Raw genomic sequence first — 26,473 nt, 5'->3', positions numbered from 1 at the left:
GCCAGGCTGAGCGGGGTCTTTTTGTTTGCGCGAGCGCTTACGGACGCTTGCGATTGCTGATCAGCGTACCCACACCGGTATCGGTGAAGATTTCCAGCAGGATCGCGTTCGGTACACGGCCGTCGATGATCAGCGAGCTGCCCACGCCGCCCTGAACCGCTTCCAGTGCACAGCGGATCTTCGGCAGCATGCCGCCGTAGATGGTGCCGTCGGCGATCAGGTCGTCGACCTGCTGGGTGCTCAGGCCGGTCAGTACGGTGCCCGACTTGTCCATCAGGCCGGCGATGTTGGTCAGCAGCATCAGCTTCTCGGCTTTCAGCGCTTCGGCGACCTTGCCGGCCACCAGGTCAGCGTTGATGTTGTACGACTCGCCGTTCTCACCCACGCCGATCGGCGCGATCACCGGGATGAAGTTGCCTTTGACCAGCAGGTTCAGCAGTTCGGTGTTGATCCCGACAACCTCGCCCACATGGCCGATGTCGATGATTTCCGGCTGGGTCATCTCCGGGGTCTGGCGGGTGACGGTGAGCTTCTTCGCACGAATCAGCCCGGCGTCTTTACCGGTCAGGCCGATGGCGCTGCCGCCGTGACGGTTGATCAGGTTGACGATGCTTTTGTTGACCTGACCGCCGAGGACCATTTCCACCACGTCCATGGTCGCGGCGTCGGTAACGCGCATGCCGTCGACGAAGTGGCTTTCGATCGACAGACGCTTGAGCAGATCACCGATCTGCGGGCCACCGCCGTGCACGACCACCGGGTTGATGCCCACGGCCTTCATCAGCACGATGTCGCGGGCGAAGCCGGTTTTCAGCTCCTCGCTTTCCATCGCGTTGCCGCCGTATTTGATCACCAGGGTCTTGCCGACGTATCGGCGGATGTAAGGCAGCGCTTCGGACAGGACCTTGGCAGTGTTGGCGGCGGCATCGCGTTCGAGGGTCATTCAGGGCTCCGGGTGAATCAGCAATCAGAACGGTAGTTGGAGATCAGGTGCAACGCGTTTCAGTTGGGCATGGAACACAGCCTTGATGCGCTGCAATTCAGCCTCGTCATCGGCCTCGAAGCGCAGCACCAGCACCGGTGTGGTGTTGGACGCGCGCACCAGGCCCCAGCCTTTGGCGTAGTCGACCCGCACGCCGTCAATGGTGGTCAGGTCGGCGCCTGGGCCCCACTGCGCATCGTGCAGTGCATCAATGATGCTGAATTTGCTCTCTTCGGTCACATGGATATTGATTTCCGGCGTGGAAATATCGTTCGGGAAGGTCGCGAACAGCTCCTCGGCCGAAGATTTTTCCTTGCTGAGGATTTCCAGCAGCCGTGCGGCGCTGTAAATGCCGTCGTCGAAACCGAACCAGCGCTCCTTGAAGAAAATGTGCCCGCTCATTTCGCCGGCCAACAGCGCGCCGGACTGTTTCATTTTCTTTTTGATCAACGAGTGACCGGTCTTCCACATTAGCGGCCGACCGCCATATTCCTTGATCAGCGGGATCAGGCGACGGGTGCATTTGACGTCGAAGATGATCTCCGCGTCCGGGTTGCGCGCCACCACGTCACGGGCGAACAGCATAAGCAGGCGATCCGGGAACACAATGGTGCCGGTGTTGGTCACCACGCCGACGCGGTCACCGTCACCGTCGAAGGCCAGGCCGATGTCGGCGTTGGTTTCCTTGACCTTGGCGATCAGGTCGACGAGGTTCTCAGGCTTGCCCGGGTCCGGATGATGGTTCGGGAAGTTGCCGTCGACTTCGCAGAACAGCGGAATGACTTCGCAGTTCAGCGCTTCGATCAGTTGCGGGGCGATCACGCCGGCCGCGCCGTTGCCGCAGTCGACCACGACTTTCAGGCGCCGGGCCAGTTTGATGTCCTGGACGATTTCGGTGGTGTAGCGGTCGAGGATTTCGACCTGGGTCACGCTGCCCGTGCCGCTGCTCAGATTGCCGGTCTTGATACGCTCATGCAAAACCTGAATCTGTTCATTGGCGAGGGTATCGCCGGCGATCACGATCTTGAAGCCGTTGTAGTTGGACGGGTTGTGACTGCCGGTGAGCATCACGCCGGATTTGCCGGCCAGCACGTTGGCGGCGTAGTACAGCGCCGGGGTCGGCACCAGGCCGACGTCGCTGACATGGCAGCCGCTTTCGGCGATACCGCGGATCAGTTCGGCAACCAGTTCCGGACCGGACAGGCGGCCGTCACGGCCGACGGACACGTTCGGTTCGCCCTGGGCCAGGCTCTGGGAACCGATGGCGCGACCGATCCAGTAGGCGGTTTCGCCATTGAGGAATTCCGGCACGGTGCCGCGAATGTCATAGGCGCGGAAGATGCTGTCGGGAAGCTTCGGGGCGACTTGGGCGGGGGTGCTCATCTGCGAAAATGCTCCATCTCGAAAGTGGCTGGACACACCGACGACTATTCGACGGCAAGCTCAAACTGAAGGGTATGACGGCGGTTTTCACAGAGAGTTCGTGGTGTGAAAGGGCCATGACGCCTTGTACGGCGTGGCTTTGGCCTGCCAATGCCTTGATTTTCAGCGGTAAAGCTTGCAGATGAATCTGCGTATTTTTATGGCGAAGGAGCAGGCTCCCTCGTCACAAAACCAATCACTTGGTGCCGGAATGGCCGAAACCGCCAGCGCCGCGTTCGGTTTCGACGAACTCTTCAACCATTTCGAAGTGCGCCTGAACCACCGGCACCAGCACCAGCTGCGCCAGGCGCTCGCCGACCGGCATGGTGAATTCGGTCTGGCCACGGTTCCAGCAGGAGACCATCAGCGGGCCCTGGTAGTCGGAGTCGATCAGGCCGACGAGGTTGCCCAGCACGATGCCGTGCTTATGGCCCATGCCCGAGCGCGGCAGGATCAGCGCGGCGAGGTTCGGGTCGCCGATGTAGACCGACAGACCGGTGGGGATCAGCACCGTTTCACCCGGTTTGATCACGATGTCCTCTTGCAGCATGGCGCGCAGGTCGAGGCCGGCGGAGCCCGGTGTGGCGTATTGCGGCAGCGGGAATTCGGTACCGATGCGTGGGTCGAGGATCTTGGCTTGCAAAGCGTGCATGTAAATTAAACCTGGTTCAGACGTTCGGCGATAAAAGTGACCAGTTGGCGAGCGATCTTGCTCTTGCTGGTCTGGGCGAAAAGCGTGGCGTGCAGCGCACGGTCGATGACGCTGCAGGCGTTTTCTTCGCTGTTGAAACCGATGCTCGGGTTGGCGACGTCGTTGGCGACGATCAGATCGAGATTCTTGTCCTTCAGCTTGCGTGCAGCGTAGTCGAGCAGGTGTTCGGTCTCGGCGGCGAAGCCGACACTGAACGGACGGTCGGGACGGGTCGCGATGGTGGCCAGGATGTCCGGGTTGCGCACCATTTGCAGGACGAAACCGTCGCCGCTCGTAGGGTCTTTCTTCAATTTTTGCGGGGCGACGACTTCCGGGCGGTAGTCCGCCACCGCCGCAGAGGCGATGAAAATGTCGCAAGGAATCGCGGCTTCGCACGCGGCGAGCATGTCCCGGGCGCTGACCACGTCGATACGGGTCACACGATCCGGCGTCGGCAGGTGCACCGGGCCGCTGATCAGGGTCACGCGGGCGCCGGCCTCCACTGCCGCTTCGGCCAGGGCGAAGCCCATTTTTCCGGAGCTGTGGTTGGTGATGTAGCGCACCGGGTCGATGTTTTCCTGGGTCGGGCCGGCGGTGATCACCACGTGCTTGCCGGTCAATGCCTGACGCTGGAAGCAGTCCGCCGCGAGCTGGGCCAGGTCGGTGGCTTCCATCATGCGGCCCATGCCGACGTCGCCGCAGGCCTGGCTGCCCGAGGCCGGGCCGAAGGTCTTCAGGCCACGGCTTTCAAGAAGTTGCAGGTTGGCCTGGGTCGCCGGGTCGCGCCACATGGCCTGGTTCATGGCCGGGGCGACCGCTACGACCGCGTCGGTGGCCAGCACCAGGGTGGTCAGCAAATCGTTGGCAATGCCTTGGGCCAGACGGGCGAGCAGGTCGGCGGTGGCCGGGGCGATCAGCACCAGATCGGCCCATTTGGCCAGTTCGATGTGGCCCATCGCCGCTTCGGCGGCCGGGTCGAGCAAGTCCAGGTGAACCGGGTGACCGGACAACGCCTGCATGGTCAACGGGGTGATGAATTCGCTGCCGCCACGGGTCATGACCACGCGCACTTCGGCGCCCTGATCGATCAGGCGGCGCACAAGGTCGGCGCTCTTGTAGGCAGCAATGCCGCCGCCGACGCCCAGAACGATGCGTTTCCGATACAGCCGCTGCATAGGTCTGCCTTTCATTTCGTTGGTGACATACGTGGCGAAACCCCCTCCCCAGGGTGAATTCGCCCGCAAAAAAGATGGGCTACGATATCACAGCGACCGCTACGGAACAGCGGCGCCCACAGACAAGGAAGGTGTATGAGTATTCGCGATTGGCCGGCGGCGGAAAGGCCGCGGGAGAAGCTGTTGGAACAGGGCTCGGGAAGTCTTTCCGATGCCGAATTGCTGGCGATTTTTCTACGTACCGGCGTATCCGGCAAAAGTGCGGTGGATGTAGCAAGGCATCTGTTGAGTCAGTTCGGCAGCTTGCGTGCTTTGCTTGAGGCCGATCTCGCAACGTTCAGTGAACAACTGGGCCTGGGCCCGGCGAAGTTCGCCCAGTTGCAGGCCGTGCTGGAAATGGGGCGGCGACACTTGGCCGAGCGCATGCGCCAGAAAACGGCGCTGGAAAATCCGCAGGTCGTGCGTGATTACCTCAAGGCCATGCTGCGCCACGAGCCGCACGAGGTGTTCGGTTGCCTGTTTCTCGACTCCAAACATCAGGTGCTGACTTTCGAGACGCTGTTTCGCGGCTCGATCGACAACACGGCCGTGCATCCCCGGGAAGTCGTGAAGCGTTCCCTGGCCAACAACGCGGCAGCGGTGATCCTGTGCCATAACCATCCGTCGGGAAACTCCGATCCCAGTCAGGCTGATCGATTATTGACCAAGCGCTTGCAGAAGGCTTTGGAGTTGATTGATGTGCGGGTGCTGGATCATTTCATCGTTGGCGATGGTGAACCGCTGTCGATGGCGGAATGTGGCTGGATGTAGCTCCGAAGGGAGAATGCAAAACCCTGTGGGAGCTGGCTTGCCAGCGATGACGGCGGCACATTCAGCACAATGTTGTCTGTCAGTCCGCTATCGCTGGCAAGCCAGCTCCCACAGGTTTTGTGTTGTGGCGGGTTACTTCAGGGTGACCTTGGAGTAATCCTGCCGCCCGAACGGGCTCACCGAGTAACCCTGCACGTCCTTACGCGTCAGCGCATAGGCCGTCGGATGCGCCAGCGGCAGCCACAGCGCCTGCTGCTGGATCTGCGCCTGCGCCTGTTCGTAGAGCTTGGTGCGTACGCCTTGTTCGCTGGTGGTCTTGCCGGCGCTGATCAGCTTGTCCAGGTCGGCATTGCAGTAGCGGGCGAAGTTGGTGCCGGATTTGACCGCCGCGCAGGAAAACTGCGGCGTGAGGAAGTTGTCCGGGTCACCGTTGTCGCCGGCCCAGCCCATGAACAGCAAGTCATGTTCGCCAGCCTTGGCGCGACGGATCAGTTCGCCCCACTCGATCACGCGGATTTCCGCCTGAATGCCGATTTCTGCCAGATCCGATTGCAGGAGCTGCGCGCCGAGGCTCGGGTTCGGGTTGAGCAGGCTGCCGGACGGGCGCGTCCAGATGGTGGTCTGGAAACCGTCCTTCAATCCGGCCTTGGCCAGCAGGGCCTTGGCCTTGTTCACGTCGTGGGCGTAACCCGGCAGGTTCTTCGCGTAGCTCCAGGTGTTCGGCGGGTACGGGCCGTTGGCGGCTTCGGCGGTGTCCTCGAACACGGCTTTCAGGTAGTTGGCCTTGTCGAAGGCGAGGTTGATCGCCTGGCGCACTTCCGCTTTGTCCAGCGGCGGATGCTGGCTGTTGATGCCTACGAAAGCAGTCATGAACGCGTCAGTCTTTTCGACTTTCAGCGTCGGCTCCTGCTTGGCAGCCTGTACGTCCAGTGGTTTTGGCGACAGGGCAATCTGGCACTCGTTGCGCCGCAGCTTTTGCAGCCGCACGTTAGCGTCCGGGGTGATGGCGAAGATCAGCGGGTCCACCGCAGGTTTGCCGCGGAAGTAGTCCGGGTTGGCCTTGTAGCGGATCGAGGCGTCTTTCTGGAACCGGGTGAAGACGAACGGCCCGGTGCCGACCGGCTGGCTGTTGAGCTTGTCGGTGGCGCCGGCCTTCAACAGCTTGTCGGCGTATTCAGCAGAATAAATCGAGGCGAAACCCATGCTCAGGGTCGCGAGGAACGTCGAGTCCGGGTGATCGAGGGTGAAGCGCACGGTCAGCGGATCCAGTGCGTCGATCTTCTTGATCAGGCTCGGCAACTGCATCGACTGAGCATGGGGAAAGCCGCTCTGGGCGACCTTGTGCCACGGATTGGCCGGGTCGAGCATGCGGTCGAAGCTGAATTTGACGTCTTCGGCGGTCAGTTCGCGGGTCGGCTTGAAGTAATCAGTCGTGTGAAACTTCACCTGCGGGTGCAGCTTGAACACGTAGGTCAGGCCGTCGGTGCTGACTTCCCAGCTATCGGCCAGGCTCGGGACCACCTTGCCGCTGGCGGTGTCGAAGTCCACCAGACGGTTCATCAGCACATCGGCCGAGGCGTTGGTGGTGGTCAGCGAGTTGTACTGCACCACGTCGAAGCCCTCGGGGCTGGCCTCGGTGCAGACGCTCAGGGCGGCGGCCTGGGCCAGTGGACTCAGTAACAGCGGGGCGAAGAGCAGGGGGAGGGCAGCGAGGCGCATGGTCGGCTTCCTTTACAGATCGAAGGCCCATCTGCAAGTGCAGTCTGGAAAAGGCCTACCCTAGTGGTCGCGATTGCAAATGACTATCCCCTTTTTGCATTTTCGGGGCTGCGCGGTTAAGGATTTGTCGGAAGAGGTGGCGGGAAAAGTCTCGATTGCGGGCATGGCCGATTTTCTTCGACGAATGGTAAAAATTGCCGGCAGCCCTTGCCCAAGGCGCTTGCGGCCGGGAAAAGCGGCTTTTTAGCCATTCTTTGCGCACGGAAAGTTGTTGCTCCGTGGTCTTTCTGGTATAAAGCAGCGCTCTTTTCTAGGGGCCCGGTTCCTTCGCTTGTAGGTGTAGCCGGTAAGACCTCTAAAGAATCGCGGCGCCTGGCGCCACAATGACTAGAGATTAAGCGGCCAACCCATGCCGGGTTGGGCATGTGGTTTTAGAGGGCTGAGGCATGTCTAGAGTATGTCAAGTTACCGGTAAGGGTCCGGTGACTGGGAACAACATTTCCCACGCAAACAACAAAACCCGTCGTCGTTTCCTGCCGAACCTGCAGCATCACCGCTTCTGGGTTGAAGAAGAGAAACGTTTCGTACGCCTGCGCGTTTCCGCCAAAGGCATGCGTATCATCGACAAGCGTGGCATCAGCGTTGTGCTGGCCGAGCTGCGTCGCGACGGCAAGGTTTAAGGGAGCTAATCATGCGTGAATTGATTCGTTTGATCTCGAGCGCCGGTACTGGTCACTTCTACACTACCGACAAGAACAAGCGTACTACCCCGGACAAAATCGAGATCAAGAAATATGATCCGGTTGTTCGCAAGCACGTGATCTACAAGGAAGGCAAAATCAAGTAATTGATTTTTCCCGACTTACGAAAAAGGCCCGTATCTCACGATACGGGCCTTTTTTGTTGCCTGGCGATTAGCAATCAGCCGCAGATCAGTTCATCGATCTCATTGCGATCGTTGACCAGCACCCTGATCCGGTCAGGTTTGGGCAGGAGATTGAACAAGTCCTCCGGCCGTTCCAGTCGATGTTTCTGAACTCCGGCCGCAGTGCGGATAGCGCTCAGGGTCTCTGGGGTGGCGACTTGGCCGACAGCAAATTGCGCGGCGTTGATATTGCAGAAATCAGGCATGGTGCCTCCTTGCGTTCCATTCGGTTGGGAGCGCTCGCCGGTCAGTCCTGCCGAGACATCCTGCCTCGGTAGGAAATTGCCCGATGTATGAGCGCTGCCGCGAAGTTTCACTCAGAAGCACTGCACGCGTCTTACTCGTGTAGTCACCACTTGTGTCGGATCAGGCCTTCTGTTCGAAGATCACATAGACCTTGCGGCACGCTTCCAGCACTTCCCAGGTGCCACGGAAACCGGCCGGAATCACGAAGCGGTCGCCGACACGCAGGGTCTTTGCATTGCCTTCACCGTCACGCAGCACTGAAACACCTTGCAGGATTTCGCAGTATTCATGTTCGGTGTAATTCACCGTCCACTGCCCGACCGCACCTTCCCAAACGCCAACGCCCATTTGCCCACATGGGCTGTCGTACTGGTTGAACACCGCCTGCTCGGGATCGCCCTTGAGTACTTTGGCCGGGTCCGGGCGATAGCGTTCGGCTTCGGTTGTGGTCAGGCTGATGTCGACGACGTTCTGGATGTTCATTGTTGTTTTCTCCCGTGATGACGGCGCGGTGGCTTGAAAGGGGCAAAGTCTATGTTGATTAAATTGAACGCCGCAAGGCGCTATAACCGCCTTATGTCAAATATATTGAAACAACCCCGGCCGCTGGTTTAGGGTGGCGGATGCCTCGGGCCGAAAGCAGGCTGGCCGGGCAGTATTCCCGAGAACGACCGCGACGATCGCGGCGCTCGTATTGAACAAGAGGAGGACACTCGAATGACCACCCTGACTCGTGCCGACTGGGAACAACGCGCTCGCGACCTGAAGATCGAAGGCCGCGCCTTCCTCAATGGCGAGTACACCGATGCCGTCTCCGGCGAGACCTTCGAGTGCATCAGCCCGGTCGATGGCCGCCTGCTGGGCAAGATTGCCAGCTGTGACGCCGCCGACGCTCAGCGCGCCGTGGAAAACGCCCGCGCCACGTTCAACTCCGGCGTCTGGTCGCGCCTGGCGCCGACCAAACGCAAAGCCACCATGATCCGTTTCGCCGGCCTGCTCAAGCAGCATGCCGAAGAACTGGCCCTGCTCGAAACCCTCGACATGGGCAAGCCGATCAGCGATTCGCTGTATATCGACGTGCCGGGTGCCGCGCAAGCGCTGAGCTGGAGCGGTGAAGCGATCGACAAGATCTACGACGAAGTCGCCGCTACCCCGCATGATCAACTGGGTCTGGTAACCCGTGAGCCGGTTGGCGTGGTCGGGGCCATCGTGCCGTGGAACTTCCCGCTGATGATGGCCTGCTGGAAGCTCGGGCCGGCGCTGTCGACCGGTAACTCGGTGATCCTCAAACCGTCGGAAAAATCCCCGCTGACCGCCATCCGCATCGCCGAACTGGCGGTCGAGGCCGGCATCCCGAAAGGCGTGCTGAACGTGCTGCCGGGCTACGGCCACACCGTCGGCAAGGCGCTCGCGCTGCATAACGACGTCGACACCTTGGTGTTCACCGGTTCGACCAAGATCGCCAAGCAACTGATGATCTATTCCGGCGAATCGAACATGAAGCGCGTCTGGCTGGAAGCCGGCGGCAAGAGCCCGAACATCGTGTTTGCCGATGCGCCGGATCTGCAAGCCGCTGCCGAATCCGCCGCCAGCGCCATCGCCTTCAACCAGGGCGAAGTCTGCACCGCAGGTTCCCGTCTGCTGGTCGAGCGTTCGATCAAGGACAAATTCCTGCCGATGGTGATCGAGGCGCTGAAAACCTGGAAACCGGGCAACCCGCTGGATCCGGCCACCAACGTTGGCGCGTTGGTCGACACCCAGCAGATGAATACCGTGCTGTCCTACATCGAGTCGGGCCACACCGATGGCGCCAAACTGGTGGCCGGCGGCAAGCGCATTCTTCAGGAAACCGGTGGCACCTACGTTGAGCCGACGATTTTCGACGGCGTGAGCAACGCGATGAAGATTGCCCAGGAAGAGATCTTCGGCCCGGTGCTGTCGGTTATCGCCTTCGATACCGCCGAGGAAGCGATCAGCATCGCCAACGACACGCCTTACGGCTTGGCGGCGGCAGTCTGGACTCAGGACATTTCCAAGGCGCACCTGACCGCCAAGGCCCTGCGGGCCGGCAGCGTGTGGGTCAATCAGTACGACGGCGGCGACATGACCGCACCGTTTGGCGGCTTCAAGCAGTCGGGCAACGGCCGCGACAAGTCGCTGCACGCGTTCGACAAATACACCGAGCTGAAGGCGACCTGGATCAAGCTGTAAATCGCTAAGGGAGCCCGCCGAGGCGGGCACCCGAACGGTACAAGGATCCCTGTGGGAGCGGGCTTGCTCGCGAAGGCGGTGTGTCAGTCAGCATCAATGTCGACTGTCAGACTGCATTCGCGAGCAAGCCCGCTCCCACATTGGTTTTGTGTGAATACAAAAAATATCCACAGGAGCGTGGACCATGCGTTGGGCGACGTATTTCGCCGTGTTGGCGTCTGTCTTGAGTGTTGGTCTGGCCCTGGGGGTCAGCATGCCGCTGGTGTCGTTGCGCCTGGAGGGCTGGGGCTACGGCTCGTTCGCCATTGGCGTGATGGCGGCGATGCCGGCCATTGGCGTGTTGCTGGGGGCGAAGGTTTCCAGTCATCTGGCCGCGCACTTCGGCACGGCTAACCTGATGCGCCTGTGCCTGTGGGCCGGGGCGCTGTCCATCGGCCTGCTGGCGCTGCTGCCGAGTTACCCGATCTGGCTGGTGTTGCGGCTGATGATCGGCGTAGCTCTGACCATCGTCTTCATCCTTGGCGAGAGCTGGATCAATCAGCTGGTGGTCGAACAGTGGCGTGGGCGACTGGTGGCGCTGTACGGCAGTAGTTACGCGTTGAGCCAACTGTCCGGTCCGTTGCTGTTGGGCGCGCTGGGCACTGATCGCGATTATGGTTTCTGGGTCGGTGTTGGCCTGTTGATCGTATCGCCGCTTCTGCTGCTGGGCCGCAGCGGTGCGCCGAGCAGTGAAGCCAGCAGCGTGACCTTCGGCGATCTGTGGGGCTTCGCTCGCGAACTGCCGGCCATCGCCTGGGCGGTGTCTTTGTTCGCCGCATTCGAAGCGATGATCCTGACGCTGTTGCCGGTGTATTGCCTGCAACAGGGCTTCACCGCTGAAATCGCGCTGGCGATGGTCAGCACTGTGGTGGTGGGCGATGCGCTGTTGCAATTGCCGATCGGTGCGCTGGCCGACTACCTGTCGCGACGGACCCTGTTCACCGGCTGCGCCGTGGTGTTGATGCTGTCGAGCCTGGCGATCCCGATGCTGCTCGACACCTTGCTGATCTGGCCGCTGTGGGTGCTGTTCGGCGCCAGTGCCGGTGGTCTGTTCACGCTTTCGCTGATTCTGATTGGCGAGCGTTACCGCGACGATGCGCTGGTGCGCGCCAATGCGCATGTCGCGCAGCTGTGGGGTGTCGGTTGTCTGATCGGGCCGTTGATGGCGGGCGCGGGCAGCCAGTGGATCAGCGGACATGCGTTGCCGTGGCTGATGGCGGCCGGCGCGTTCGGGCTAGTGATTCTGCTGTCGCGACAAGGGGCGTTCGGCAAGGTGCCGGAGCCCGCTTGATGAGGCGGCTGGAGCGGGTTGCTACAGCATCCGCTCTAGTCCCACGGTGGTGCTGAACCACGCATTGAAGCGCCGCCACCAGTTGCCGGGCTCCTTGGTCAGCGTGTGTATCTGGCCATTGTCCTCGGTGACCCACACCACTTTTCCGTCCTGCAGTTTCGCTTCGTAGCTGAGCGCCGGCGCCATGCCTTGCAAGGCCAGTTCGCGCACGTGCGCCGCCAGTTCGGGGCTGTCCACCAGCACCCCGACTTCGGTGTTCCACAGCACCGAGCGCGGGTCGAAATTGAATGAGCCGATGAACGATTTTTTGCCGTCGAAGATCATCGCCTTGCTGTGCAGGCTCGAATCCGAGCCGCGATAGGACTTGCTGTAAAACAGGTGCGGGCCTCTGCCGTCGTTATCCCCAGGCTGGCGCCGCAGCTCAAACAGCTTCACGCCATGTTCCAGCAACGCCTTGCGATACGGCGCATAACCGCCGTGCACCGCCGGCACGTCGGTGGCTTCCAGCGAGTTGGTCAGCAGGCTTACCGACACGCCCGCATCGGCGCGGCCGGTCAGGTAGACCAGCCCCGGTTGTCCCGGCACGAAATAGGCAGAAATCATCACCAGTTCTTTGCTGACACCGGTGAGCTCCGGCGCCAGTTGTGTGGTCAGCAGCAGCTGCGAATCGGGCTCGCCCTTGGCCAGCACCTTGCTCGGCGCATCCCACAACGCCTGATTCCAGGCCCAGATCAGCTCCCGGCGCCAGACGTCCATGCGCGGAGCGGTGCGGTAAGTCATCAACTGCTGATACAGCGCGTGATTCTGTTTGCGGGTATCTTCCAGGGATTCTTCCAGGCGCGTGCGGGTGTTCTGCAGGTCTTTGGCTGTGGGTTTGCTGGAGAGGAATTCGTCGATCGGCTTGCTCAGGGCACTGTTCCAGTACTGGTCGAAACTGTGCCCGAGCTGTTCGGCGACCGGCCCGACACTGAGCATGTCGATGTCGGTGAAGTTCAGGTTGGGCTCGGCATCGAAGTATTCATCGCCCAGATTGCGCCCGCCGACGATGGCCACACTGTTGTCCGCCAGCCACAACTTGTTGTGCATGCGCCGATGTTGCAGCGACAGGTTGAACAGCCGCCCGGCCGCACGGGTCACGCCGGTGCTGCGCCCCAGGTGCAGCGGATTGAACAGACGGATCTGGATCTGTGGATGCGCCGCCAGTGTGGCGATGATGAGGTCGAGACCGTCGCTGGTGGTGTCGTCCAGCAGGATCCGCACCCGCACGCCACGGTCGGCAGCCTTCAACAATTCTTCCACCAGCATTCGGGTGCTGATGCCGTCATGGACGATGTAGTACTGCAAATCGAGGCTGCTTTGTGCGTTGCGGATCAGCTCGGCGCGGGCGGTGAAAGCTTCGGTGCTGTTGGACAGCAGGCGAAAGCCGGACTGGCCCTTGTAGGGCGCCGCCTGGGCCAGGATCGAACGGCCGAAAGCGGAGTCGGAGGCCGGCAAGGCCTGGCTTGGTTCGCGCGGTACGTCGAGGGACGCACAACCGCCCAGGAACGAGGCGAGTAGCAGCAGAGCGAGTAGGGGCTGTCTGAAACTCACGTGGGATCGTTCCGGTTGGCGGCAGAGTTGGGCATATGGACGCTTTTTGCTCGGTAAAAGTCAGTCGGCCTCGGCCAGCAGTCTGATCGCTGCCGCACCGACCTTGCGCACCGCTTCTTCGATCAGCGGTGTCGGTTTGGCAGCGTAGTTCATGCGCAGGCAATTGCGGTACTTGCCCGAGGCGGAAAAGATGCTGCCGACGGCAATCTGTACGCCTTGATCGTGCAGCGCACGGTTCAGTTTCAGCGTATCGAAACCTTCCGGCAGTTCGACCCAGAGCATGAAGCTGCCCTGCGGGCGGCTGGCGCGGGTGCCGGCCGGGAAGTAGCGCGTCACCCAATCGATCATCACGTCGCGATTGCGCTGGTATTGCGTGCGCATCCGCCGCAAATGCGGTTCGAAGTGCCCGGCCTTGAGAAATTCGGCGATGGCGATCTGCGGTTGCGGTGCCGTGGAGCCAGTGCTGATGTATTTCATGTGCAGCACCCGCTCGAGATAGCGGCCGGGCGCGACCCAGCCAATGCGCAGGCCCGGCGCCAGGGTCTTGGAGAACGAACTGCACAGCAGCACGCGGCCGTCTTCGTCGAAGGATTTGATCGTGCGCGGACGTGGATAGGTGTAGGCCAGTTCGCCATACACATCGTCCTCGATGATCGCCACGTCGAAGCGCTGGGCCAGGTTGAGCAGGGCACGTTTGCGCGACTCCGGCATGATGTAGCCGAGCGGGTTGTTGCAGTTGGGCGTGAGCTGGATGACCTTGATCGGCCATTGTTCCAGCGCCAGTTCCAGCGCTTCGAGGCTGATGCCGGTGAGCGGGTCGGTGGGGATTTCCAGGGCTTTCATGCCCAGGCCTTTTAGGGTCTGCATGGCGCCGTGGAAGCTCGGCGAATCCACCGCGACGATGTCGCCGGGCTCGCAGATCGCGTGGATGCTGGTGGATAGCGCTTCGTGGCAACCAGTGGTGACCACCAGGTCGCTTGCGCTCAACTGGCAGCCGGAATCGAGCATCAGCCGGGCAATCTGTTCACGCAATTCGAGAGTGCCGTGGATGTTGTCGTAATACAGACCGGGCATGTCCTGACGGCGGCTGATACGGGCCAGTCCGCGCAGCAGCGGTTTCATCGTCGGCGACGAAATGTCCGGCATGCCGCGACCCAGCTGCACCACGTCCTTGCGCGGCACGGCGCGAATCAGTTCCAGCACCTGATCCCACTGGGAAATTTCCACCGGCCGCTGCGCCGGACGCCCCACCGCCGGCAGTTCCGGCAACTCGCGACCGACCGGCACGAAGTACCCGGACTTGGGTTTCGGCGTGGCCAGGCCGCTGTCTTCCAGCATGCGATAGGCCTGCTGCACCGTGCTCAGGCTGACCCCGTGTTCGACGCTCAGGGCGCGCACCGACGGCAGTCGGTCGCCGGGGCGGTAGAAGCCTTGTTCGATGCGCGTGCCGAGCAGTTCGGCGAGGTTTACATACAGGGTCATGACACTGCCTCGGTGCAGGTGATTCGGTAAACCGGTACAGATGCGGCAAAAATCGACAATTCAGAGCTTGAGACGATCAATCTGTATGGAATTAATACAGATCTGTTGAATCTGTAATGCTTTTGCCCGCCCGCGCATCATGGAATCTCTGGCTACCCAAGTAAACAGGAGCAATGAAAATGAACGGCTTGAGCGATGTGCGGCTGACGTTACACAGTCAGGAACTGGAGGCAGGGCAACAGGACAATGCGCGCAACGAGAGCATGTGCAACGCACCGTCCGGCCCGAGTCGCTGGGACCTGTTCTGGCACCGTCTGCACACGCGCAAGGCGTTGTTGCGCCTGACGCCGGAACAGCTCAAGGATATCGGGCTGACCCGCGAGCAGGCGCTGGAGGAGGGATTGAAGCCGTTCTGGCGGATCTGAATCTTCGGAACTCATGAAGCCCATTCGCGAGCAGGCTCGCTCCCACAGGGATATGCATTGCAAAGTGGGAGCGAGCCTGCTCGCGAAGGCGTCATCAATGGCGCTGCAAAAGTATCAGACCAACTCTTTAAGGCGATGCCACAACATCCCCAACGCCAGCAGCGGCGAGCGCAGATGCTTGCCACCGGGGAAGGTGATGTGTGGCACTTTGGCGAACAGGTCGAAGCCGCCGCTGTGCTGGCCGCTGATGGCTTCAGCCAACAGCTTGCCTGCCAGGTGCGTGGCATTCACGCCGTGGCCGGAATAGGCCTGGGCGTAATACACGTTCGGCTGCTCCGCGAGCCGGCCAATCTGCGGCAGACGGTTGGCGCCGATGCCGATCATCCCGCCCCACTGATAATCAATCTTCACCGAGGCCAGTTGCGGAAACACTTCCAGCATTTTGGGCCGCATGTACGCGCCGATGTCTTTTGGGTCACGCCCCGAATAATGGCAGGCGCCGCCGAATAGCAGGCGCCGGTCCGCCGAGAGCCGATAGTAATCGAGCGCCACCCGCTGGTCGCAGACTGCCATGTTCTGTGGCAACAGGTCGTGAGCCTGTTCGTCGCTCAGCGGTTCGGTGGCAATGATGTAGCTGCCGGCCGGCAGCACCTTGCCACTGAGTTGCGGATTGAGGTCATTGAGATAGGCATTGCAGCCGAGCACCAGGGTTTTCGCCCGCACCGAACCTTGTGCGGTGTACACCCGGACTTCAGGGCCGTAGTCGATGCGGGAGACCGCCGATTGTTCGAACAGCTTCACCCCCAGTTGCTGCGCTGCTGCGGCTTCGCCGAGTGCCAGGTTCAGTGGGTGCAGATGCCCGGAGCCCATGTCGATCAGGCCGCCGACGTAGCGTTTGGAGCCGACCACGGTGTGCATTTCGTTCGCTTGCAGCAGGCGGGTTTCGTAGCGGTAACCGAGGCTGCGCAGCTCTTCGGCGTCTTCGGCAAAACCTTCAAGGTCGGAAGGTTTGTTGGCGAGGTCGCAGTAACCCCAGGTCAGGTCGCAGGGGATCTGAAATTTTTCGACGCGCTGGCGGACGATTTCCACCGCTTCCAGGCCCATGAGTTTCATCTGACGTACGCCGTCGGTGCCGACCACGTTGGCGAATTGATCGAGGCCGTGACCGACCCCGCGAATCAGTTGCCCGCCGTTGCGACCGCTGGCGCCCCAGCCGATCCGGTGCGCCTCCAGCAACACGACGCTTAAGCCGCGCTCCACCAGTTCCAGCGCGGTGTTCAGCCCGGAGAAACCGCCACCGACCACGCACACGTCCGCGATCAGTTCACTTTGCAGCACCGGATGGTCGGGTTGCGGAAGGCTGCTGGCGGCGTAATAAGAGGCAACGTGGGGTTGGCTCGCGGAGGCGTGGGCGCGGGCATTCATGGGCGTCATCCTGAGCGGGTGTCGAGAAAATTTGACGGAGCATAAGCCGCAGGCCCGAGGCCGGGCAACATTGGTCGGCCCGTGGTGTCTGGATCACGGCTTTTGCGGCACAATTGCCGCCTATTCCGCTCCGGTTACCGCTGCAATGAGCTGCAACAGTCAGAAAATCCGAGCCCTGCGTCAGCAGATTCCCACGTTCGAGTGCGTGCCGGGCTGTCATGACTGCTGCGGGCCGGTGACCACCTCGCCCGAGGAAATGTCCCGCCTGCCGCGCAAGACCCGCGCCGAGCAGGACGCGGCCATGGAAGAGCTCAACTGTGTGCATCTGGGGCCAAATGGCTGCACGGTGTATGACGAGCGGCCGCTGATTTGCCGGTTGTTCGGTACGACGCAGACCTTGCCGTGCCCCAACGGCCGGCGCCCGGTGGAGCTGATTCACCCGCGGGTCGAGAAGCAGGTGTTCGAGTACATGGCCGAAAACCGACAGGTGCTGGTCTGAGCGATCAGTCCGGAATCGGCAGGCTCAGGCTCTCCTTTACTTCTTCCATGACGATGTAGCTCTTGGATTCGCGCACGTGCGGCAACTTGAGCAGGATGTCGCCCAGCAATTTGCGGTACGAAGCCATCTCGGAAATCCGCGCCTTCACCAGATAGTCGAAATCCCCTGACACCAAGTGGCATTCGAGCACGTGGGGCAATTTCAGCACCGCACGTCGGAACTCTTCGAAAGTATCGCCGGATTTGTAGTCGAGACTGATCTCGACGAACACCAGCAGACTACCCTTCAAGTGCTGCGGATTCAGGCGGGCGTTGTAGCCCATGATGATCCCCTCGCGCTCCAGGCGCCGCACCCGCTCGGTGCACGGCGTGGTGGAGAGCCCGACCTTTTCGCCCAGTTCGGTGAATGAAATCCGCCCGTCCGCCTGCAGGATCCGCAAGATGTTGCGGTCGATCTTGTCCAGCTCACGTTTGGTCTGAGTGTTGGTACGCATAGGGGATGCGCCTCCGTGAAAAGGGTTTTTGCCGAGAATTGTCGCCAAATATAGGCGCTTATACAGTGAAAAGCACTGGCAAATCTTTTTTACACTGCGCGCATCATTGCTCTAACAACAGACGTACGCGGCACGCCGCGATGAGGGATACAAAATGCGCGTTATGGTCTTGGGTAGCGGCGTCATCGGTACCGCCAGTGCTTACTATCTGGCCCGTGCCGGGTTTGAAGTGGTGGTGGTCGACCGGCAGCCCGCTGCGGCCATGGAGACCAGTTTCGCCAACGCCGGCCAGGTCTCGCCAGGCTACGCCTCGCCGTGGGCTGCGCCGGGCGTACCCCTCAAAGCCATCAAATGGCTGCTGCAACGCCACGCGCCGCTGGCGATCAAGGCCACCGCCGACATCGACCAGTACCTGTGGATGGCGCAGATGCTGCGCAATTGCACCGCCAACCGTTACGCGGTGAACAAGGAGCGCATGGTGCGTCTGTCCGAGTACAGCCGCGACTGCCTCGACGAACTGCGCGCCGAGACCGGCATCGCCTACGAAGGCCGCAGCCTCGGCACCACCCAGTTGTTCCGCACCCAGGCACAACTGGATAACGCCGCCAAAGACATCGCCGTACTGAAAGAATCCGGCGTGCCGTTCGAAGTGCTCGACCGCGACGGCATTGCCCGCGTCGAACCGGCGTTGGCGGGTGTCACCGACATCCTCGCCGGTGCCCTGCGCCTGCCGAACGACCAGACCGGCGACTGCCAGATCTTCACCACCCGCCTCGCCGAAATGGCCACCAAACTGGGTGTGGAATTCCGCTTCGGCCAGGACATCCAGCGCCTCGACTTCGCCGGTGACCGCATCAACGGCGTGTGGATCGACGGCAAGCTGGAAACCGCCGACCGCTACGTGCTGGCCCTCGGCAGCTACTCGCCGCAACTGCTCAAGCCGCTTGGCATCAAGGCCCCGGTGTATCCGTTGAAGGGCTACTCGCTGACTGTGCCGATCACCAACCCGGCCATGGCTCCGACTTCGACCATTCTCGACGAGACCTACAAGGTCGCGATTACCCGTTTCGACAACCGCATCCGCGTCGGCGGCATGGCGGAGATCGCCGGTTTTGACCTGTCGCTCAACCCGCGTCGGCGCGAAACCCTGGAGATGATCGTCAACGACCTTTATCCTCAGGGCGGCAATCTGGCCGAAGCGAGTTTCTGGACCGGCCTGCGTCCAACCACCCCGGATGGCACGCCGATCGTTGGCGCCACCCCGTTCAAGAACCTGTTCCTGAACACCGGTCACGGCACTCTCGGCTGGACCATGGCGTGCGGCTCCGGTCGCTTGCTGGCCGACCTGATGGCGAAGAAAAAGCCGCAGATCAGCGCCGAAGGTCTCGATATTTCCCGTTATGGCAACACCACCCAGGAGTCCGCAAAGCATGGCAATCCAGCGCCAGCTCACCAATGAGCGCATGAGTCAGATCGTCAGCCACAACGGTACGGTGTATCTGTCCGGGCAGGTCGGCGATGACTTCAACGCCGGTGTCGAACAGCAGACCCGCGACGTCCTCGCCAACATCGAGCGTCTGCTCGATCTGGCCGGCACCGACAAACAGCATTTGCTGTCGGCGACGATCTACCTGAACGACATCGAGGCGCATTTTGCCGGCATGAATTCGGTGTGGGATCAGTGGCTGCCCAAAGGCGCCGCCCCGGCCCGCGCCACCGTCGAAGCGAAGATGGCCAAGCCGAGCATCCTGGTCGAGATCTCCATCGTCGCCGCGTTGCCGTAACCCGTTGTAAAGATCCCTCTCCCGGTGCTGTTGGCGGTTCACGCCGTCAGCCAGCGCCGGTTTTTATTCCCATGACCGCCAAGAAGTCTGCTGCCATGCGTCCTGCCCGTGCCCTGATCGACCTTCAAGCCCTGCGTCACAATTACCGTATCGCCCGTGAAGTCACCGGTGCCAAGGCACTGGCGGTGATCAAGGCCGATGCCTACGGCCATGGCGCGGTACGTTGCGCCCAGGCGCTGGAGGTTGAAGCGGACGGCTTCGCGGTGGCATGCATCGAAGAAGCCCTGGAGCTGCGCGCCGCCGGGATTCGTGCGCCGGTGCTGTTGCTCGAAGGCTTTTTCGAGGCGGACGAGCTGGCGCTGATCACCGAGCACGATTTCTGGTGCGTGGTGCATTCGCTGTGGCAGCTCGAAGCGATCGAGCAGGCGGCGTTGAAGCCGATCACCGTGTGGCTGAAGCTCGATTCGGGCATGCATCGCGTGGGCCTGCATCCGAAGGATTACCCGGCGGCTTACCAGCGTCTGCTGGCCAGCGGCAAAGTAGCGAAAGTCGTGCTGATGAGCCATTTCGCCCGGGCCGATGAACTGCACGAGCAGAGCAGCGCCGATCAGGTCGTAGTGTTCGAAGCCGCGCGTCAGGGCCTGGCGGCCGAAGTCAGCCTGCGCAACTCGCCGGCGGTGCTGGGCTGGCCGCAGATTCACAGCGACTGGGTGCGTCCGGGCATCATGCTCTACGGCGCCACCCCGTTCGAAGAAGCCAACGCCGTGGCCGAGCGCCTGCAGCCGGTGATGACCCTGGAATCGGAAGTTATCAGCGTGCGCGAACTGCCGGCCGGCGAACCGGTGGGTTACGGCGCGAAGTTCATCACCGACAAACCGATGCGCATCGGCGTGGTCGCCATGGGTTACGCCGACGGTTACCCGCGTCAGGCACCGACCGGCACTCCGGTACTGGTGGCCGGCCAGCGCAGCCGCATTCTTGGCCGGGTGTCGATGGACATGCTGTGCATCGACCTGACTGACGTGCCGCAAGCCGGCCTCGGTTCGACCGTCGAGTTGTGGGGTAAAAACATCCTCGCCAGCGATGTGGCGAAGTGGGCGGACACCATTCCGTACCAGATATTCTGCAACCTGCGCCGGGTGCCAAGGCTCTATTCCGAGGGTTGAAGCGCTAGCGGGGCCCAAGTGTTGTAAATACTGAACGCTGTCGCCATGATAACGCTCAATATTTCTACAACATCAGGAGGCTCCAGCCTTGGACGTCGGTGAACGACTGCAATCGATCCGCAAGCTCAAAGGGCTTTCCCAGCGTGAACTCGCCAAGCGCGCGGGCGTCACCAACAGCACCATTTCGATGATCGAAAAGAACAGCGTCAGCCCTTCGATCAGTTCGCTGAGGAAGGTTCTGGGCGGGATTCCCATGTCCATGGTCGAGTTCTTTTCCGAAGAGATCCTGCAGGAAAAACCGACCCAGATCGTCTACAAGGCCAACGAGCTGATCGACATTTCCGACGGCGCCGTGACCATGAAACTGGTCGGCCGCGCGCACCCGAGTCGGGCCATCGCGTTCCTCAATGAAATCTACCCGCCGGGCGCCGACACCGGCGAAGAAATGCTGACCCACGAAGGCGAGGAAACCGGGATTCTGGTGGAAGGGCGCCTGGAACTGGTGGTAGGCCTTGAAACTTTTATCCTCGAAGCCGGCGACAGCTACTACTTTGAAAGTACCAAGCCGCATCGTTTCCGTAATCCGTTCGATGCACCGGCGCGACTAATCAGCGCAGCCACGCCGGCGAATTTTTAAACAGAGAGGCGCCAGGCCATACGGCGAAGGCACCCGAAACGTTTTTCCACAGCGCGATATAACCCCTTCGACTTTGGGGTTGTTTCAGTGAAGCGGGCTAACCGCTATACTTGCGCCCGCCTGCGAACCGTGGCCGCAGGCGTGAATAGCCACCATTGAGGGTGAACGCGTGAACCTAATTATGAAAATGCTGGCTGCACCAGCAACCGTACTGGCCCTCTGGGCTGTCAGCGCTCAAGCTGCGACGAATGACGACATTGCCAAACGCCTCGAGCCGGTGGGCCAGGTGTGTGTTCAGGGGCAAGAGTGCAAGGGGATGGAAGTCGCTGCTTCGGCAGGCGGCGGTGGCGGCGCCAAGACGCCGGACGAAGTGATTGCCAAACATTGCAACGCTTGCCACGGCTCCGGTCTGCTGGGCGCCCCGAAAATCGGTGACGCCGCAGCCTGGAAAGAGCGCGCCGATCACCAGGGCGGCCTCGACGGCATCCTGGCCAAGGCCATCACCGGCATCAACTCGATGCCGCCAAAAGGCACCTGCGCCGACTGCTCCGATGAAGAGCTCAAAGGCGCGATCCAGAAGATGTCCGGCCTGAAATAAGCCGCGCTTCTGACGAAAAAAACCGTCTCCGGACGGTTTTTTTGTGCCCGCGATTCAGGTCTGAGGCTGTTCTTTGCAGCAAACAACCGGCAATCTCGGTCGTACCTCTATTCACGGAACGGGCAGGAGGCTTCAGATGGTGCAGTTGTGTTCGATCGAACAGGCGGTGGACGACGTGCTGGCGCGGTTGCCGGCGCACATCCACATGGGCCTGCCGCTGGGGCTGGGCAAACCCAATCCCTTCGTCAACGCGCTGTACCGGCGGATTGCCGGATTGCCCGAACGTCAGCTGACGATCTACACCGCCTTGTGCCTTGGCCGTCCGACCCTGGGCGATGGTTTGCAGAAGCGCTTCATCGAACCCTTCGTCGAGCGGGTGTTCGGCGATTACCCGGAGCTGGAATTCCTCGCCGACCTGCACCGCGACAGCCTGCCGTCCAACATCCGCATCGAGCAATTCTTCATGCAGCCCGGCAGCCTGCTCAACAGCGCGCCGGCCCAGCAGGATTACGTCAGCAGCAACTACAGCCACGCCGCCCGCGACATCAACGCCGCCGGGCTGAACCTGGTGGCGCAGTTGCTCGCCAGCAGCAGCGAACACCCGGATCGCCTGAGCCTCAGTTGCAACCCGGACATCACCCTCGACCTGTTCCCGATGATCGCCAAACGCCGGGCGGCGGGGGAGACCATTCTGCTGGTCGGCCAGGTGCACACCGAGTTGCCGCACATGCCGGGCGACGCCGAAGTCGACATCGATACCTTCGACCTGCTGATCGACGAGAAAGACAGCAGCACGCTGTTTTCCACGCCGAACATGCCCGTCGGGTTTCAGGATCACTTCATCGGGTTGCACGCCAGTACCTTGGTACGCGATGGCGGCACCTTGCAGATCGGCATCGGCTCGATGGGCGATGCGCTGACCGCTGCGTTGTTGGCGCGCCAGGCCGACAACGCCGGATATCAGGACTTGCTGACCGATGTGAACCTCAGCCAGTGGGCGCAGTTGATCGAACGCGAGGGCGGCGTCGAGCCCTTCGCCAAAGGCCTGTACGGTTGCAGCGAAATGTTCGTCAACGGCCTGCTGGTGCTGGCCGAAGCCGGGATCATCCGGCGCAAGGTTTACCCGGATGTACAGACTCAGGAGCAGGCCAACGCCGGGACCCTCGACGAGGCGGCGCAAACCGATGGCATCTCGATCCATGGCGGTTTCTTCCTCGGGCCGCGCAGTTTCTATGAACGTTTGCGTGAGTTGCCGCTGAGCAAACGCCTCGAATTCAACATGACCCGCATCAGCTACATCAACGAGCTGTACGGGCAGGAAGAGCTCAAACGCCTGCAGCGTCTGGATGCGCGGTTCATCAACACCGTGTTCACCATGACTTTGCTGGGTGCCGGGGTGGCGGACCAGCTGGAAGACGGGCGGGTGCTCAGCGGCGTCGGCGGGCAATACAACTTCGTCGCTCAGGGCCATGCGCTGCACGATGCGCGCTCGATCCTGCTGCTGCGCAGCTGGCGCGAATCCGGCGGCGATGTCAGTTCGAACATTGTCTGGGAGTACGGCCACTGCACGATTCCGCGACACCTGCGTGACATCGTAATCACCGAGTACGGTATCGCCGATTTGCGCGGCAAGTCGGATGCGGTGGTGATCGAAGCGCTGCTCAATATCAGCGATTCACGCTTCCAGCAGGGCCTGATCGAACAGGCACAGAAGGTCGGCAAGCTACCGAAGGATTTCCGTCTCGACCCGCGCTTTACCGACAACACCCCGCAACGCTTGCAGGCGATTGCCGCACGACATCCGAACCTGTTTCCGGAGTATCCGCTGGGCTGCGATTTCACGGAGGTCGAAAAGGATCTGTTGCGGGCGCTGAACTGGCTCAAGAGCAAATTCAAGCTGACGGAGATTCTGGAGTTGGGCAAGGCCGCGCTGGATGCGCCGCAGGCTTCGCTGTATCCGGAGCATCTGGCGCGCATGCAGCTCACCGATCCGGAAGGACTGAAGGAAGACCTGTTTCAGCGGTTGCTCCTCACCGGCCTCAAAGCTACCGCGCAATAATGTTCACCGTAAAACCAACTGTGGGAGCGGGCTTGCTCGCGAAGACGCCGTGTCAGTCGACCTATACGTTGACTGACACAACGCCTTCGCGAGCAAGCCCGCTCCCACAGGGATAATGCGATGAAGCCGGGTTACTCGATGAAGGTAACCACGCCATCCTTCAGCGACTTCACGCGAGCCAGCGACTCGACGCGGTAACCCTGCGAATCCAGCTCCGCACGGCCGCCCTGGAACGACTTCTCGATCACGATGCCCAGGCCAGCGACGGTGGCGCCGGCCTGCTTGATGATCGAGATCAGCGCCTGGGACGCCTTACCGTTGGCCAGGAAGTCGTCGATGATCAGCACACGGTCGCTGCTGGTCAGGTGGCGCGGGGAGATGGCCACGGTGCTTTCGGTTTTCTTGGTGAACGAGTAAACGGTCGCCGACAGCAGGTTTTCAGTCAGGGTCAGGGACTGTTGCTTGCGGGCGAAGATCACCGGCACGCCGAGGTTCAGACCGGTCATGATCGCCGGCGCGATGCCCGAGGCTTCGATGGTGACAATCTTGGTGATGCCCGAATCCTTGAACAGCGTGGCGAATTCGTCGCCGATCAGCTTCATCAGGGCCGGGTCGATCTGGTGGTTCAGGAAGGCGTCGACCTTCAGGACCTGGTCGGAAAGCACGATGCCTAGTTCGCGGATTTTCTGGTGCAGGGCTTCCATGAAGCTGTCCTCTGTTGGCGCCTTGTGCGCCCTAAGGTTTTAAAAAAGTGGTCAATTCTAGCGCTTTAACATCGCGCGTATATCAGCCAGTGCGCTATTGCCCCGCACGGCTTTGACTTCGGTCGGTGTGTCGTCGTTGCCTTCCCAGGCCAGGTCGTCCGGCGGCAGTTCATCGAGGAAGCGGCTTGGCGCGCAGTCGATGATCTCGCCGTACTGTTTGCGCTTGGCGGCGAAGGTAAACGCGAGGGTCTGGCGCGCGCGGGTAATGCCCACGTAGGCCAGGCGGCGTTCTTCTTCGATGGTGTCGGCTTCGATGCTGGAACGGTGCGGGAGGATTTCCTCTTCCATGCCCATGATGAACACGTAGGGGAATTCCAGGCCCTTGGACGCATGCAGGGTCATCATCTGTACGCCTTCGGCGCCGTCTTCCTCTTCCTGCTGACGTTCCAGCATGTCACGCAGGACGAGTTTGCCGATGGCGTCCTCGACGGTCATTTCGCCGTCTTCGTCTTTTTCCAGGGTGTTCTTCAAGGCTTCGATCAGGAACCAGACGTTGCTCATCCGGTAGTCCGCGGCCTTGTCGCTGGAACTGTTGGTGCGCAGCCAGTTCTCGTAGTCGATGTCCATGACCATGCTGCGCAGGGCGGAGATCGGGTCTTCGCCGGCGCACTGCTCGCGCACCTTGTCCATGAAACGCTTGAAGCGCGACAGGCGATCGGTGAAGCGGCTGTCCAGATGCTCGCCCAGGCCGAGTTCGTCGGTGGCGGCGTACATCGAGATCTTGCGTTCGGTGGCGTAGTTGCCGAGTTTTTCCAAAGTCGTGGAGCCGATTTCTCGGCGCGGCACGTTGATCACCCGCAGGAAGGCGTTGTCGTCGTCCGGGTTCACGATCAGGCGGAAGTAGGCCATCAGGTCTTTCACTTCCTGACGACCGAAGAAACTGTTGCCGCCGCTCAGACGGTACGGCACCTGATGGTGCTGCAGTTTCAGCTCGATCAGCTTGGCCTGGTAGTTGCCGCGATAGAGGATCGCGAAATCGCTGTACGGGCGGTCGGTGCGCAAGTGCAGGCTGAGGATTTCCATGGCCACGCGTTCGGCTTCGGCGTCCTCGTTGCGGCAGCGGATCACGCGGATCTCGTCGCCGTGGCCCATCTCACTCCACAGCTGCTTCTCGAATTCGTGCGGGTTGTTCGAGATCAGCACGTTGGCGCAGCGCAGGATGCGGCTGGTGGAGCGGTAGTTCTGCTCGAGCATCACCACTTTCAGGGACGGGTAGTCGTCCTTGAGCAGCATCAGGTTTTCCGGCCGCGCGCCGCGCCAGGCGTAGATCGACTGGTCGTCGTCGCCCACCACGGTGAACTGGTTGCGTTTGCCGATGAGCATTTTCACCAGCAGGTACTGGCTGGCGTTGGTGTCCTGGTATTCGTCGACCAGCAGGTAACGCACCTTGTTCTGCCACTTTTCGAGGATGTCGGCGTGCTCTTCGAAGAGTTTCACTGGCAGCAGGATCAGGTCGTCGAAATCCACCGCGTTGAACGCCTTGAGCGTGCGCTGATAGTGGGTGTAGACGATGGCGGCGGTCTGTTCCTTGGGGTTGCGGGCGTTTTCCAGGGCCTGGGCCGGCAGGATCAGGTCGTTTTTCCAGGCGCCGATCATGTTCTTGATCTCGTCGACGCCGTCGTCGCCTGCATATTCCTTCTGCATGATGTCGGTCATCAGCGACTTGACGTCGGTTTCGTCGAAGATCGAGAAACCGGGTTTGTAGCCCAGCCGTTCATGTTCCTTGCGGATGATGTTCAGGCCCAGGTTGTGGAAGGTGCAGACCGTCAGCCCGCGTCCTTCACCTGGACGCAGCAGGGTGCCGACACGTTCTTTCATCTCGCGCGCGGCCTTGTTGGTGAAGGTCATGGCGACGATGTACTGGGCGCGGATGCCGCAGTTCTGGATCAGGTGCGCAATCTTGCGCGTGATCACGCTAGTCTTGCCGGAGCCAGCACCGGCGAGCACCAATAGAGGGCCGCCGACGTAGTTCACGGCTTCTTGCTGCCGGGGATTGAGTCGGGACATACGAAAATTCGGGAGTCGTTGACGAAATGGGCC

25 protein-coding genes and 1 pseudogene are annotated in these 26,473 nt (G+C 61.3%); 13 read left to right on the top strand and 13 right to left on the bottom strand.

Annotated features, from left to right (window positions below; genetic code table 11):
- Positions 1 to 37: 37 nt before the first annotated feature.
- The 4 genes and pseudogenes from argB to coaBC all read right to left on the bottom strand — a co-directional run bounded on the left by argB (position 38) and on the right by coaBC (position 4,270).
- Positions 38 to 943, bottom strand: a complete 906-nt coding sequence (gene argB, locus PDR5_RS28120) for an acetylglutamate kinase (RefSeq protein ID WP_007954443.1) — start codon at positions 941 to 943, stop codon at positions 38 to 40.
- A 24-nt stretch (positions 944 to 967) separates the two neighbouring features.
- Positions 968 to 2,344, bottom strand: a pseudogene (locus PDR5_RS28115) (phosphomannomutase/phosphoglucomutase); the annotation flags it as partial.
- A 256-nt stretch (positions 2,345 to 2,600) separates the two neighbouring features.
- The gene (dut, locus tag PDR5_RS28110) at positions 2,601 to 3,056 is read right to left on the bottom strand and encodes a dUTP diphosphatase (protein WP_007954445.1); all 456 of its coding nucleotides are present in this window, start codon (positions 3,054 to 3,056) and stop codon (positions 2,601 to 2,603) included.
- Positions 3,057 to 3,061: 5 nt separating this feature from the next.
- Complete coding sequence (coaBC, locus tag PDR5_RS28105) at positions 3,062 to 4,270, bottom strand: bifunctional phosphopantothenoylcysteine decarboxylase/phosphopantothenate--cysteine ligase CoaBC (protein ID WP_064600412.1); 1,209 nt, start codon at positions 4,268 to 4,270, stop codon at positions 3,062 to 3,064.
- Between the two features lie 135 nt (positions 4,271 to 4,405).
- Here coaBC and radC point away from each other — a divergent pair, with 135 nt between their 5' ends.
- Positions 4,406 to 5,080 carry a RadC family protein gene (radC, locus tag PDR5_RS28100; protein WP_064600411.1) on the top strand — a complete coding sequence of 225 codons (675 nt, stop codon included), beginning with the start codon at positions 4,406 to 4,408 and terminating at the stop codon, positions 5,078 to 5,080.
- A gap of 132 nt (positions 5,081 to 5,212) precedes the next feature.
- On the opposite strand, the gene PDR5_RS28095 is transcribed toward radC, so the two are convergent.
- Positions 5,213 to 6,799, bottom strand: a complete 1,587-nt coding sequence (locus PDR5_RS28095; protein WP_064600406.1) for an ABC transporter substrate-binding protein — start codon at positions 6,797 to 6,799, stop codon at positions 5,213 to 5,215.
- Positions 6,800 to 7,245: 446 nt separating this feature from the next.
- Here PDR5_RS28095 and rpmB point away from each other — a divergent pair, with 446 nt between their 5' ends.
- Together rpmB and rpmG are read left to right on the top strand one after the other, a co-directional pair.
- Positions 7,246 to 7,479, top strand: a complete 234-nt coding sequence (gene rpmB, locus PDR5_RS28090) for a 50S ribosomal protein L28 (RefSeq protein ID WP_003177273.1) — start codon at positions 7,246 to 7,248, stop codon at positions 7,477 to 7,479.
- Positions 7,480 to 7,490: 11 nt separating this feature from the next.
- Entirely contained in the window at positions 7,491 to 7,646 is a 156-nt protein-coding gene (gene rpmG / locus PDR5_RS28085; RefSeq protein ID WP_003177274.1) for a 50S ribosomal protein L33, read from the top strand.
- Between the two features lie 74 nt (positions 7,647 to 7,720).
- Here the strand turns inward: rpmG and PDR5_RS28080 are convergent, their stop codons facing one another.
- On the bottom strand, positions 7,721 to 7,930 hold the full coding sequence (locus PDR5_RS28080; protein WP_064600404.1) for a peptidase inhibitor: 210 nt from the start codon (positions 7,928 to 7,930) through the stop codon (positions 7,721 to 7,723).
- A gap of 160 nt (positions 7,931 to 8,090) precedes the next feature.
- A complete protein-coding gene (locus PDR5_RS28075) occupies positions 8,091 to 8,453 on the bottom strand; it encodes a cupin domain-containing protein (RefSeq protein WP_007954453.1) in 363 nt (120 codons plus the stop codon).
- Positions 8,454 to 8,687: 234 nt separating this feature from the next.
- On the opposite strand from PDR5_RS28075, the gene PDR5_RS28070 reads away from it, so the two are divergent.
- Positions 8,688 to 10,181 (top strand): aldehyde dehydrogenase, encoded by a 1,494-nt coding sequence (locus tag PDR5_RS28070; protein ID WP_064600402.1) that lies wholly within the window; start codon positions 8,688 to 8,690, stop codon positions 10,179 to 10,181.
- 184 nt (positions 10,182 to 10,365) lie between these two features.
- Positions 10,366 to 11,511 carry an MFS transporter gene (locus tag PDR5_RS28065; RefSeq protein WP_064600400.1) on the top strand — a complete coding sequence of 382 codons (1,146 nt, stop codon included), beginning with the start codon at positions 10,366 to 10,368 and terminating at the stop codon, positions 11,509 to 11,511.
- 21 nt (positions 11,512 to 11,532) lie between these two features.
- Here PDR5_RS28065 and PDR5_RS28060 read toward each other — a convergent pair whose 3' ends face one another.
- On the bottom strand, positions 11,533 to 13,101 hold the full coding sequence (locus PDR5_RS28060) for a phospholipase D family protein (RefSeq protein WP_064600395.1): 1,569 nt from the start codon (positions 13,099 to 13,101) through the stop codon (positions 11,533 to 11,535).
- 60 nt (positions 13,102 to 13,161) lie between these two features.
- Complete coding sequence (locus PDR5_RS28055; protein WP_064600394.1) at positions 13,162 to 14,583, bottom strand: aminotransferase-like domain-containing protein; 1,422 nt, start codon at positions 14,581 to 14,583, stop codon at positions 13,162 to 13,164.
- A 179-nt stretch (positions 14,584 to 14,762) separates the two neighbouring features.
- On the opposite strand from PDR5_RS28055, the gene PDR5_RS28050 reads away from it, so the two are divergent.
- Positions 14,763 to 15,008, top strand: coding sequence for a DUF1127 domain-containing protein (locus tag PDR5_RS28050; protein WP_064600393.1), 246 nt, complete (start codon positions 14,763 to 14,765; stop codon positions 15,006 to 15,008).
- A gap of 114 nt (positions 15,009 to 15,122) precedes the next feature.
- Here PDR5_RS28050 and PDR5_RS28045 read toward each other — a convergent pair whose 3' ends face one another.
- Positions 15,123 to 16,433, bottom strand: coding sequence for an NAD(P)/FAD-dependent oxidoreductase (locus PDR5_RS28045; RefSeq protein WP_064600392.1), 1,311 nt, complete (start codon positions 16,431 to 16,433; stop codon positions 15,123 to 15,125).
- A gap of 145 nt (positions 16,434 to 16,578) precedes the next feature.
- Here PDR5_RS28045 and PDR5_RS28040 point away from each other — a divergent pair, with 145 nt between their 5' ends.
- Positions 16,579 to 16,932, top strand: a complete 354-nt coding sequence (locus tag PDR5_RS28040; RefSeq protein ID WP_064600390.1) for a YkgJ family cysteine cluster protein — start codon at positions 16,579 to 16,581, stop codon at positions 16,930 to 16,932.
- A 4-nt stretch (positions 16,933 to 16,936) separates the two neighbouring features.
- On the opposite strand, the gene PDR5_RS28035 is transcribed toward PDR5_RS28040, so the two are convergent.
- On the bottom strand, positions 16,937 to 17,425 hold the full coding sequence (locus PDR5_RS28035) for an Lrp/AsnC ligand binding domain-containing protein (protein WP_003177284.1): 489 nt from the start codon (positions 17,423 to 17,425) through the stop codon (positions 16,937 to 16,939).
- Between the two features lie 154 nt (positions 17,426 to 17,579).
- On the opposite strand from PDR5_RS28035, the gene dadA reads away from it, so the two are divergent.
- The 6 genes from dadA (at position 17,580) to PDR5_RS28005 (ending at position 23,669) form a co-directional block, all read left to right on the top strand.
- Positions 17,580 to 18,884 (top strand): D-amino acid dehydrogenase, encoded by a 1,305-nt coding sequence (gene dadA, locus PDR5_RS28030; RefSeq protein WP_064600388.1) that lies wholly within the window; start codon positions 17,580 to 17,582, stop codon positions 18,882 to 18,884.
- The gene (locus tag PDR5_RS28025) at positions 18,856 to 19,209 is read left to right on the top strand and encodes a RidA family protein (RefSeq protein ID WP_039765240.1); all 354 of its coding nucleotides are present in this window, start codon (positions 18,856 to 18,858) and stop codon (positions 19,207 to 19,209) included. Before dadA ends, PDR5_RS28025 begins: the two co-directional genes overlap by 29 nt.
- 95 nt (positions 19,210 to 19,304) lie before the next feature.
- Entirely contained in the window at positions 19,305 to 20,375 is a 1,071-nt protein-coding gene (alr, locus tag PDR5_RS28020) for an alanine racemase (RefSeq protein WP_064600385.1), read from the top strand.
- Between the two features lie 88 nt (positions 20,376 to 20,463).
- Positions 20,464 to 21,012, top strand: a complete 549-nt coding sequence (locus PDR5_RS28015; RefSeq protein ID WP_003229444.1) for a cupin domain-containing protein — start codon at positions 20,464 to 20,466, stop codon at positions 21,010 to 21,012.
- Between the two features lie 181 nt (positions 21,013 to 21,193).
- Positions 21,194 to 21,610: a c-type cytochrome gene (locus PDR5_RS28010; RefSeq protein ID WP_064600380.1), complete on the top strand. Its 417-nt coding sequence runs from the start codon at positions 21,194 to 21,196 to the stop codon at positions 21,608 to 21,610.
- Between the two features lie 136 nt (positions 21,611 to 21,746).
- Positions 21,747 to 23,669, top strand: coding sequence for an acetyl-CoA hydrolase/transferase C-terminal domain-containing protein (locus PDR5_RS28005; RefSeq protein WP_064600378.1), 1,923 nt, complete (start codon positions 21,747 to 21,749; stop codon positions 23,667 to 23,669).
- Between the two features lie 131 nt (positions 23,670 to 23,800).
- Here the strand turns inward: PDR5_RS28005 and PDR5_RS28000 are convergent, their stop codons facing one another.
- Together PDR5_RS28000 and rep are read right to left on the bottom strand one after the other, a co-directional pair.
- Positions 23,801 to 24,373 carry a xanthine phosphoribosyltransferase gene (locus PDR5_RS28000; protein ID WP_007954497.1) on the bottom strand — a complete coding sequence of 191 codons (573 nt, stop codon included), beginning with the start codon at positions 24,371 to 24,373 and terminating at the stop codon, positions 23,801 to 23,803.
- Positions 24,374 to 24,430: 57 nt separating this feature from the next.
- On the bottom strand, positions 24,431 to 26,440 hold the full coding sequence (gene rep / locus PDR5_RS27995) for a DNA helicase Rep (protein WP_039765244.1): 2,010 nt from the start codon (positions 26,438 to 26,440) through the stop codon (positions 24,431 to 24,433).
- Positions 26,441 to 26,473: the final 33 nt, after the last annotated feature.

The organism is Pseudomonas sp. DR 5-09 (genome assembly GCF_001655595.1).
Lineage (GTDB): Bacteria > Pseudomonadota > Gammaproteobacteria > Pseudomonadales > Pseudomonadaceae > Aquipseudomonas > Aquipseudomonas pharyngis.
The sequence above is the reverse complement of the archived record's forward strand: the minus strand, read 5'-3'. Positions and strand labels throughout refer to the sequence as shown.

Excerpts from the sequence above, each read along its gene's own strand:
- PDR5_RS28050 (WP_064600393.1), top strand. The coding sequence starts at position 14,763 with ATGAACGGCTTGAGCGATGTGCGGCTGACGTTACACAGTCAGGAACTG.
- PDR5_RS28035 (WP_003177284.1), bottom strand. The coding sequence starts at position 17,425 with ATGCGTACCAACACTCAGACCAAACGTGAGCTGGACAAGATCGACCGC.
- rpmG (WP_003177274.1), top strand. The coding sequence starts at position 7,491 with ATGCGTGAATTGATTCGTTTGATCTCGAGCGCCGGTACTGGTCACTTC.
- PDR5_RS28070 (WP_064600402.1), top strand. The coding sequence starts at position 8,688 with ATGACCACCCTGACTCGTGCCGACTGGGAACAACGCGCTCGCGACCTG.
- PDR5_RS28000 (WP_007954497.1), bottom strand. The coding sequence starts at position 24,373 with ATGGAAGCCCTGCACCAGAAAATCCGCGAACTAGGCATCGTGCTTTCC.
- PDR5_RS28055 (WP_064600394.1), bottom strand. The coding sequence starts at position 14,583 with ATGACCCTGTATGTAAACCTCGCCGAACTGCTCGGCACGCGCATCGAA.
- rpmB (WP_003177273.1), top strand. The coding sequence starts at position 7,246 with ATGTCTAGAGTATGTCAAGTTACCGGTAAGGGTCCGGTGACTGGGAAC.
- argB (WP_007954443.1), bottom strand. The coding sequence starts at position 943 with ATGACCCTCGAACGCGATGCCGCCGCCAACACTGCCAAGGTCCTGTCC.
- dut (WP_007954445.1), bottom strand. The coding sequence starts at position 3,056 with ATGCACGCTTTGCAAGCCAAGATCCTCGACCCACGCATCGGTACCGAA.
- PDR5_RS28010 (WP_064600380.1), top strand. The coding sequence starts at position 21,194 with ATGAAAATGCTGGCTGCACCAGCAACCGTACTGGCCCTCTGGGCTGTC.
- dadA (WP_064600388.1), top strand. The coding sequence starts at position 17,580 with ATGCGCGTTATGGTCTTGGGTAGCGGCGTCATCGGTACCGCCAGTGCT.
- PDR5_RS28075 (WP_007954453.1), bottom strand. The coding sequence starts at position 8,453 with ATGAACATCCAGAACGTCGTCGACATCAGCCTGACCACAACCGAAGCC.
- alr (WP_064600385.1), top strand. The coding sequence starts at position 19,305 with ATGCGTCCTGCCCGTGCCCTGATCGACCTTCAAGCCCTGCGTCACAAT.
- PDR5_RS28065 (WP_064600400.1), top strand. The coding sequence starts at position 10,366 with ATGCGTTGGGCGACGTATTTCGCCGTGTTGGCGTCTGTCTTGAGTGTT.
- PDR5_RS28025 (WP_039765240.1), top strand. The coding sequence starts at position 18,856 with ATGGCAATCCAGCGCCAGCTCACCAATGAGCGCATGAGTCAGATCGTC.
- PDR5_RS28040 (WP_064600390.1), top strand. The coding sequence starts at position 16,579 with ATGAGCTGCAACAGTCAGAAAATCCGAGCCCTGCGTCAGCAGATTCCC.
- PDR5_RS28045 (WP_064600392.1), bottom strand. The coding sequence starts at position 16,433 with ATGAATGCCCGCGCCCACGCCTCCGCGAGCCAACCCCACGTTGCCTCT.
- radC (WP_064600411.1), top strand. The coding sequence starts at position 4,406 with ATGAGTATTCGCGATTGGCCGGCGGCGGAAAGGCCGCGGGAGAAGCTG.
- PDR5_RS28005 (WP_064600378.1), top strand. The coding sequence starts at position 21,747 with ATGGTGCAGTTGTGTTCGATCGAACAGGCGGTGGACGACGTGCTGGCG.
- rep (WP_039765244.1), bottom strand. The coding sequence starts at position 26,440 with ATGTCCCGACTCAATCCCCGGCAGCAAGAAGCCGTGAACTACGTCGGC.
- PDR5_RS28080 (WP_064600404.1), bottom strand. The coding sequence starts at position 7,930 with ATGCCTGATTTCTGCAATATCAACGCCGCGCAATTTGCTGTCGGCCAA.
- PDR5_RS28095 (WP_064600406.1), bottom strand. The coding sequence starts at position 6,799 with ATGCGCCTCGCTGCCCTCCCCCTGCTCTTCGCCCCGCTGTTACTGAGT.
- coaBC (WP_064600412.1), bottom strand. The coding sequence starts at position 4,270 with ATGCAGCGGCTGTATCGGAAACGCATCGTTCTGGGCGTCGGCGGCGGC.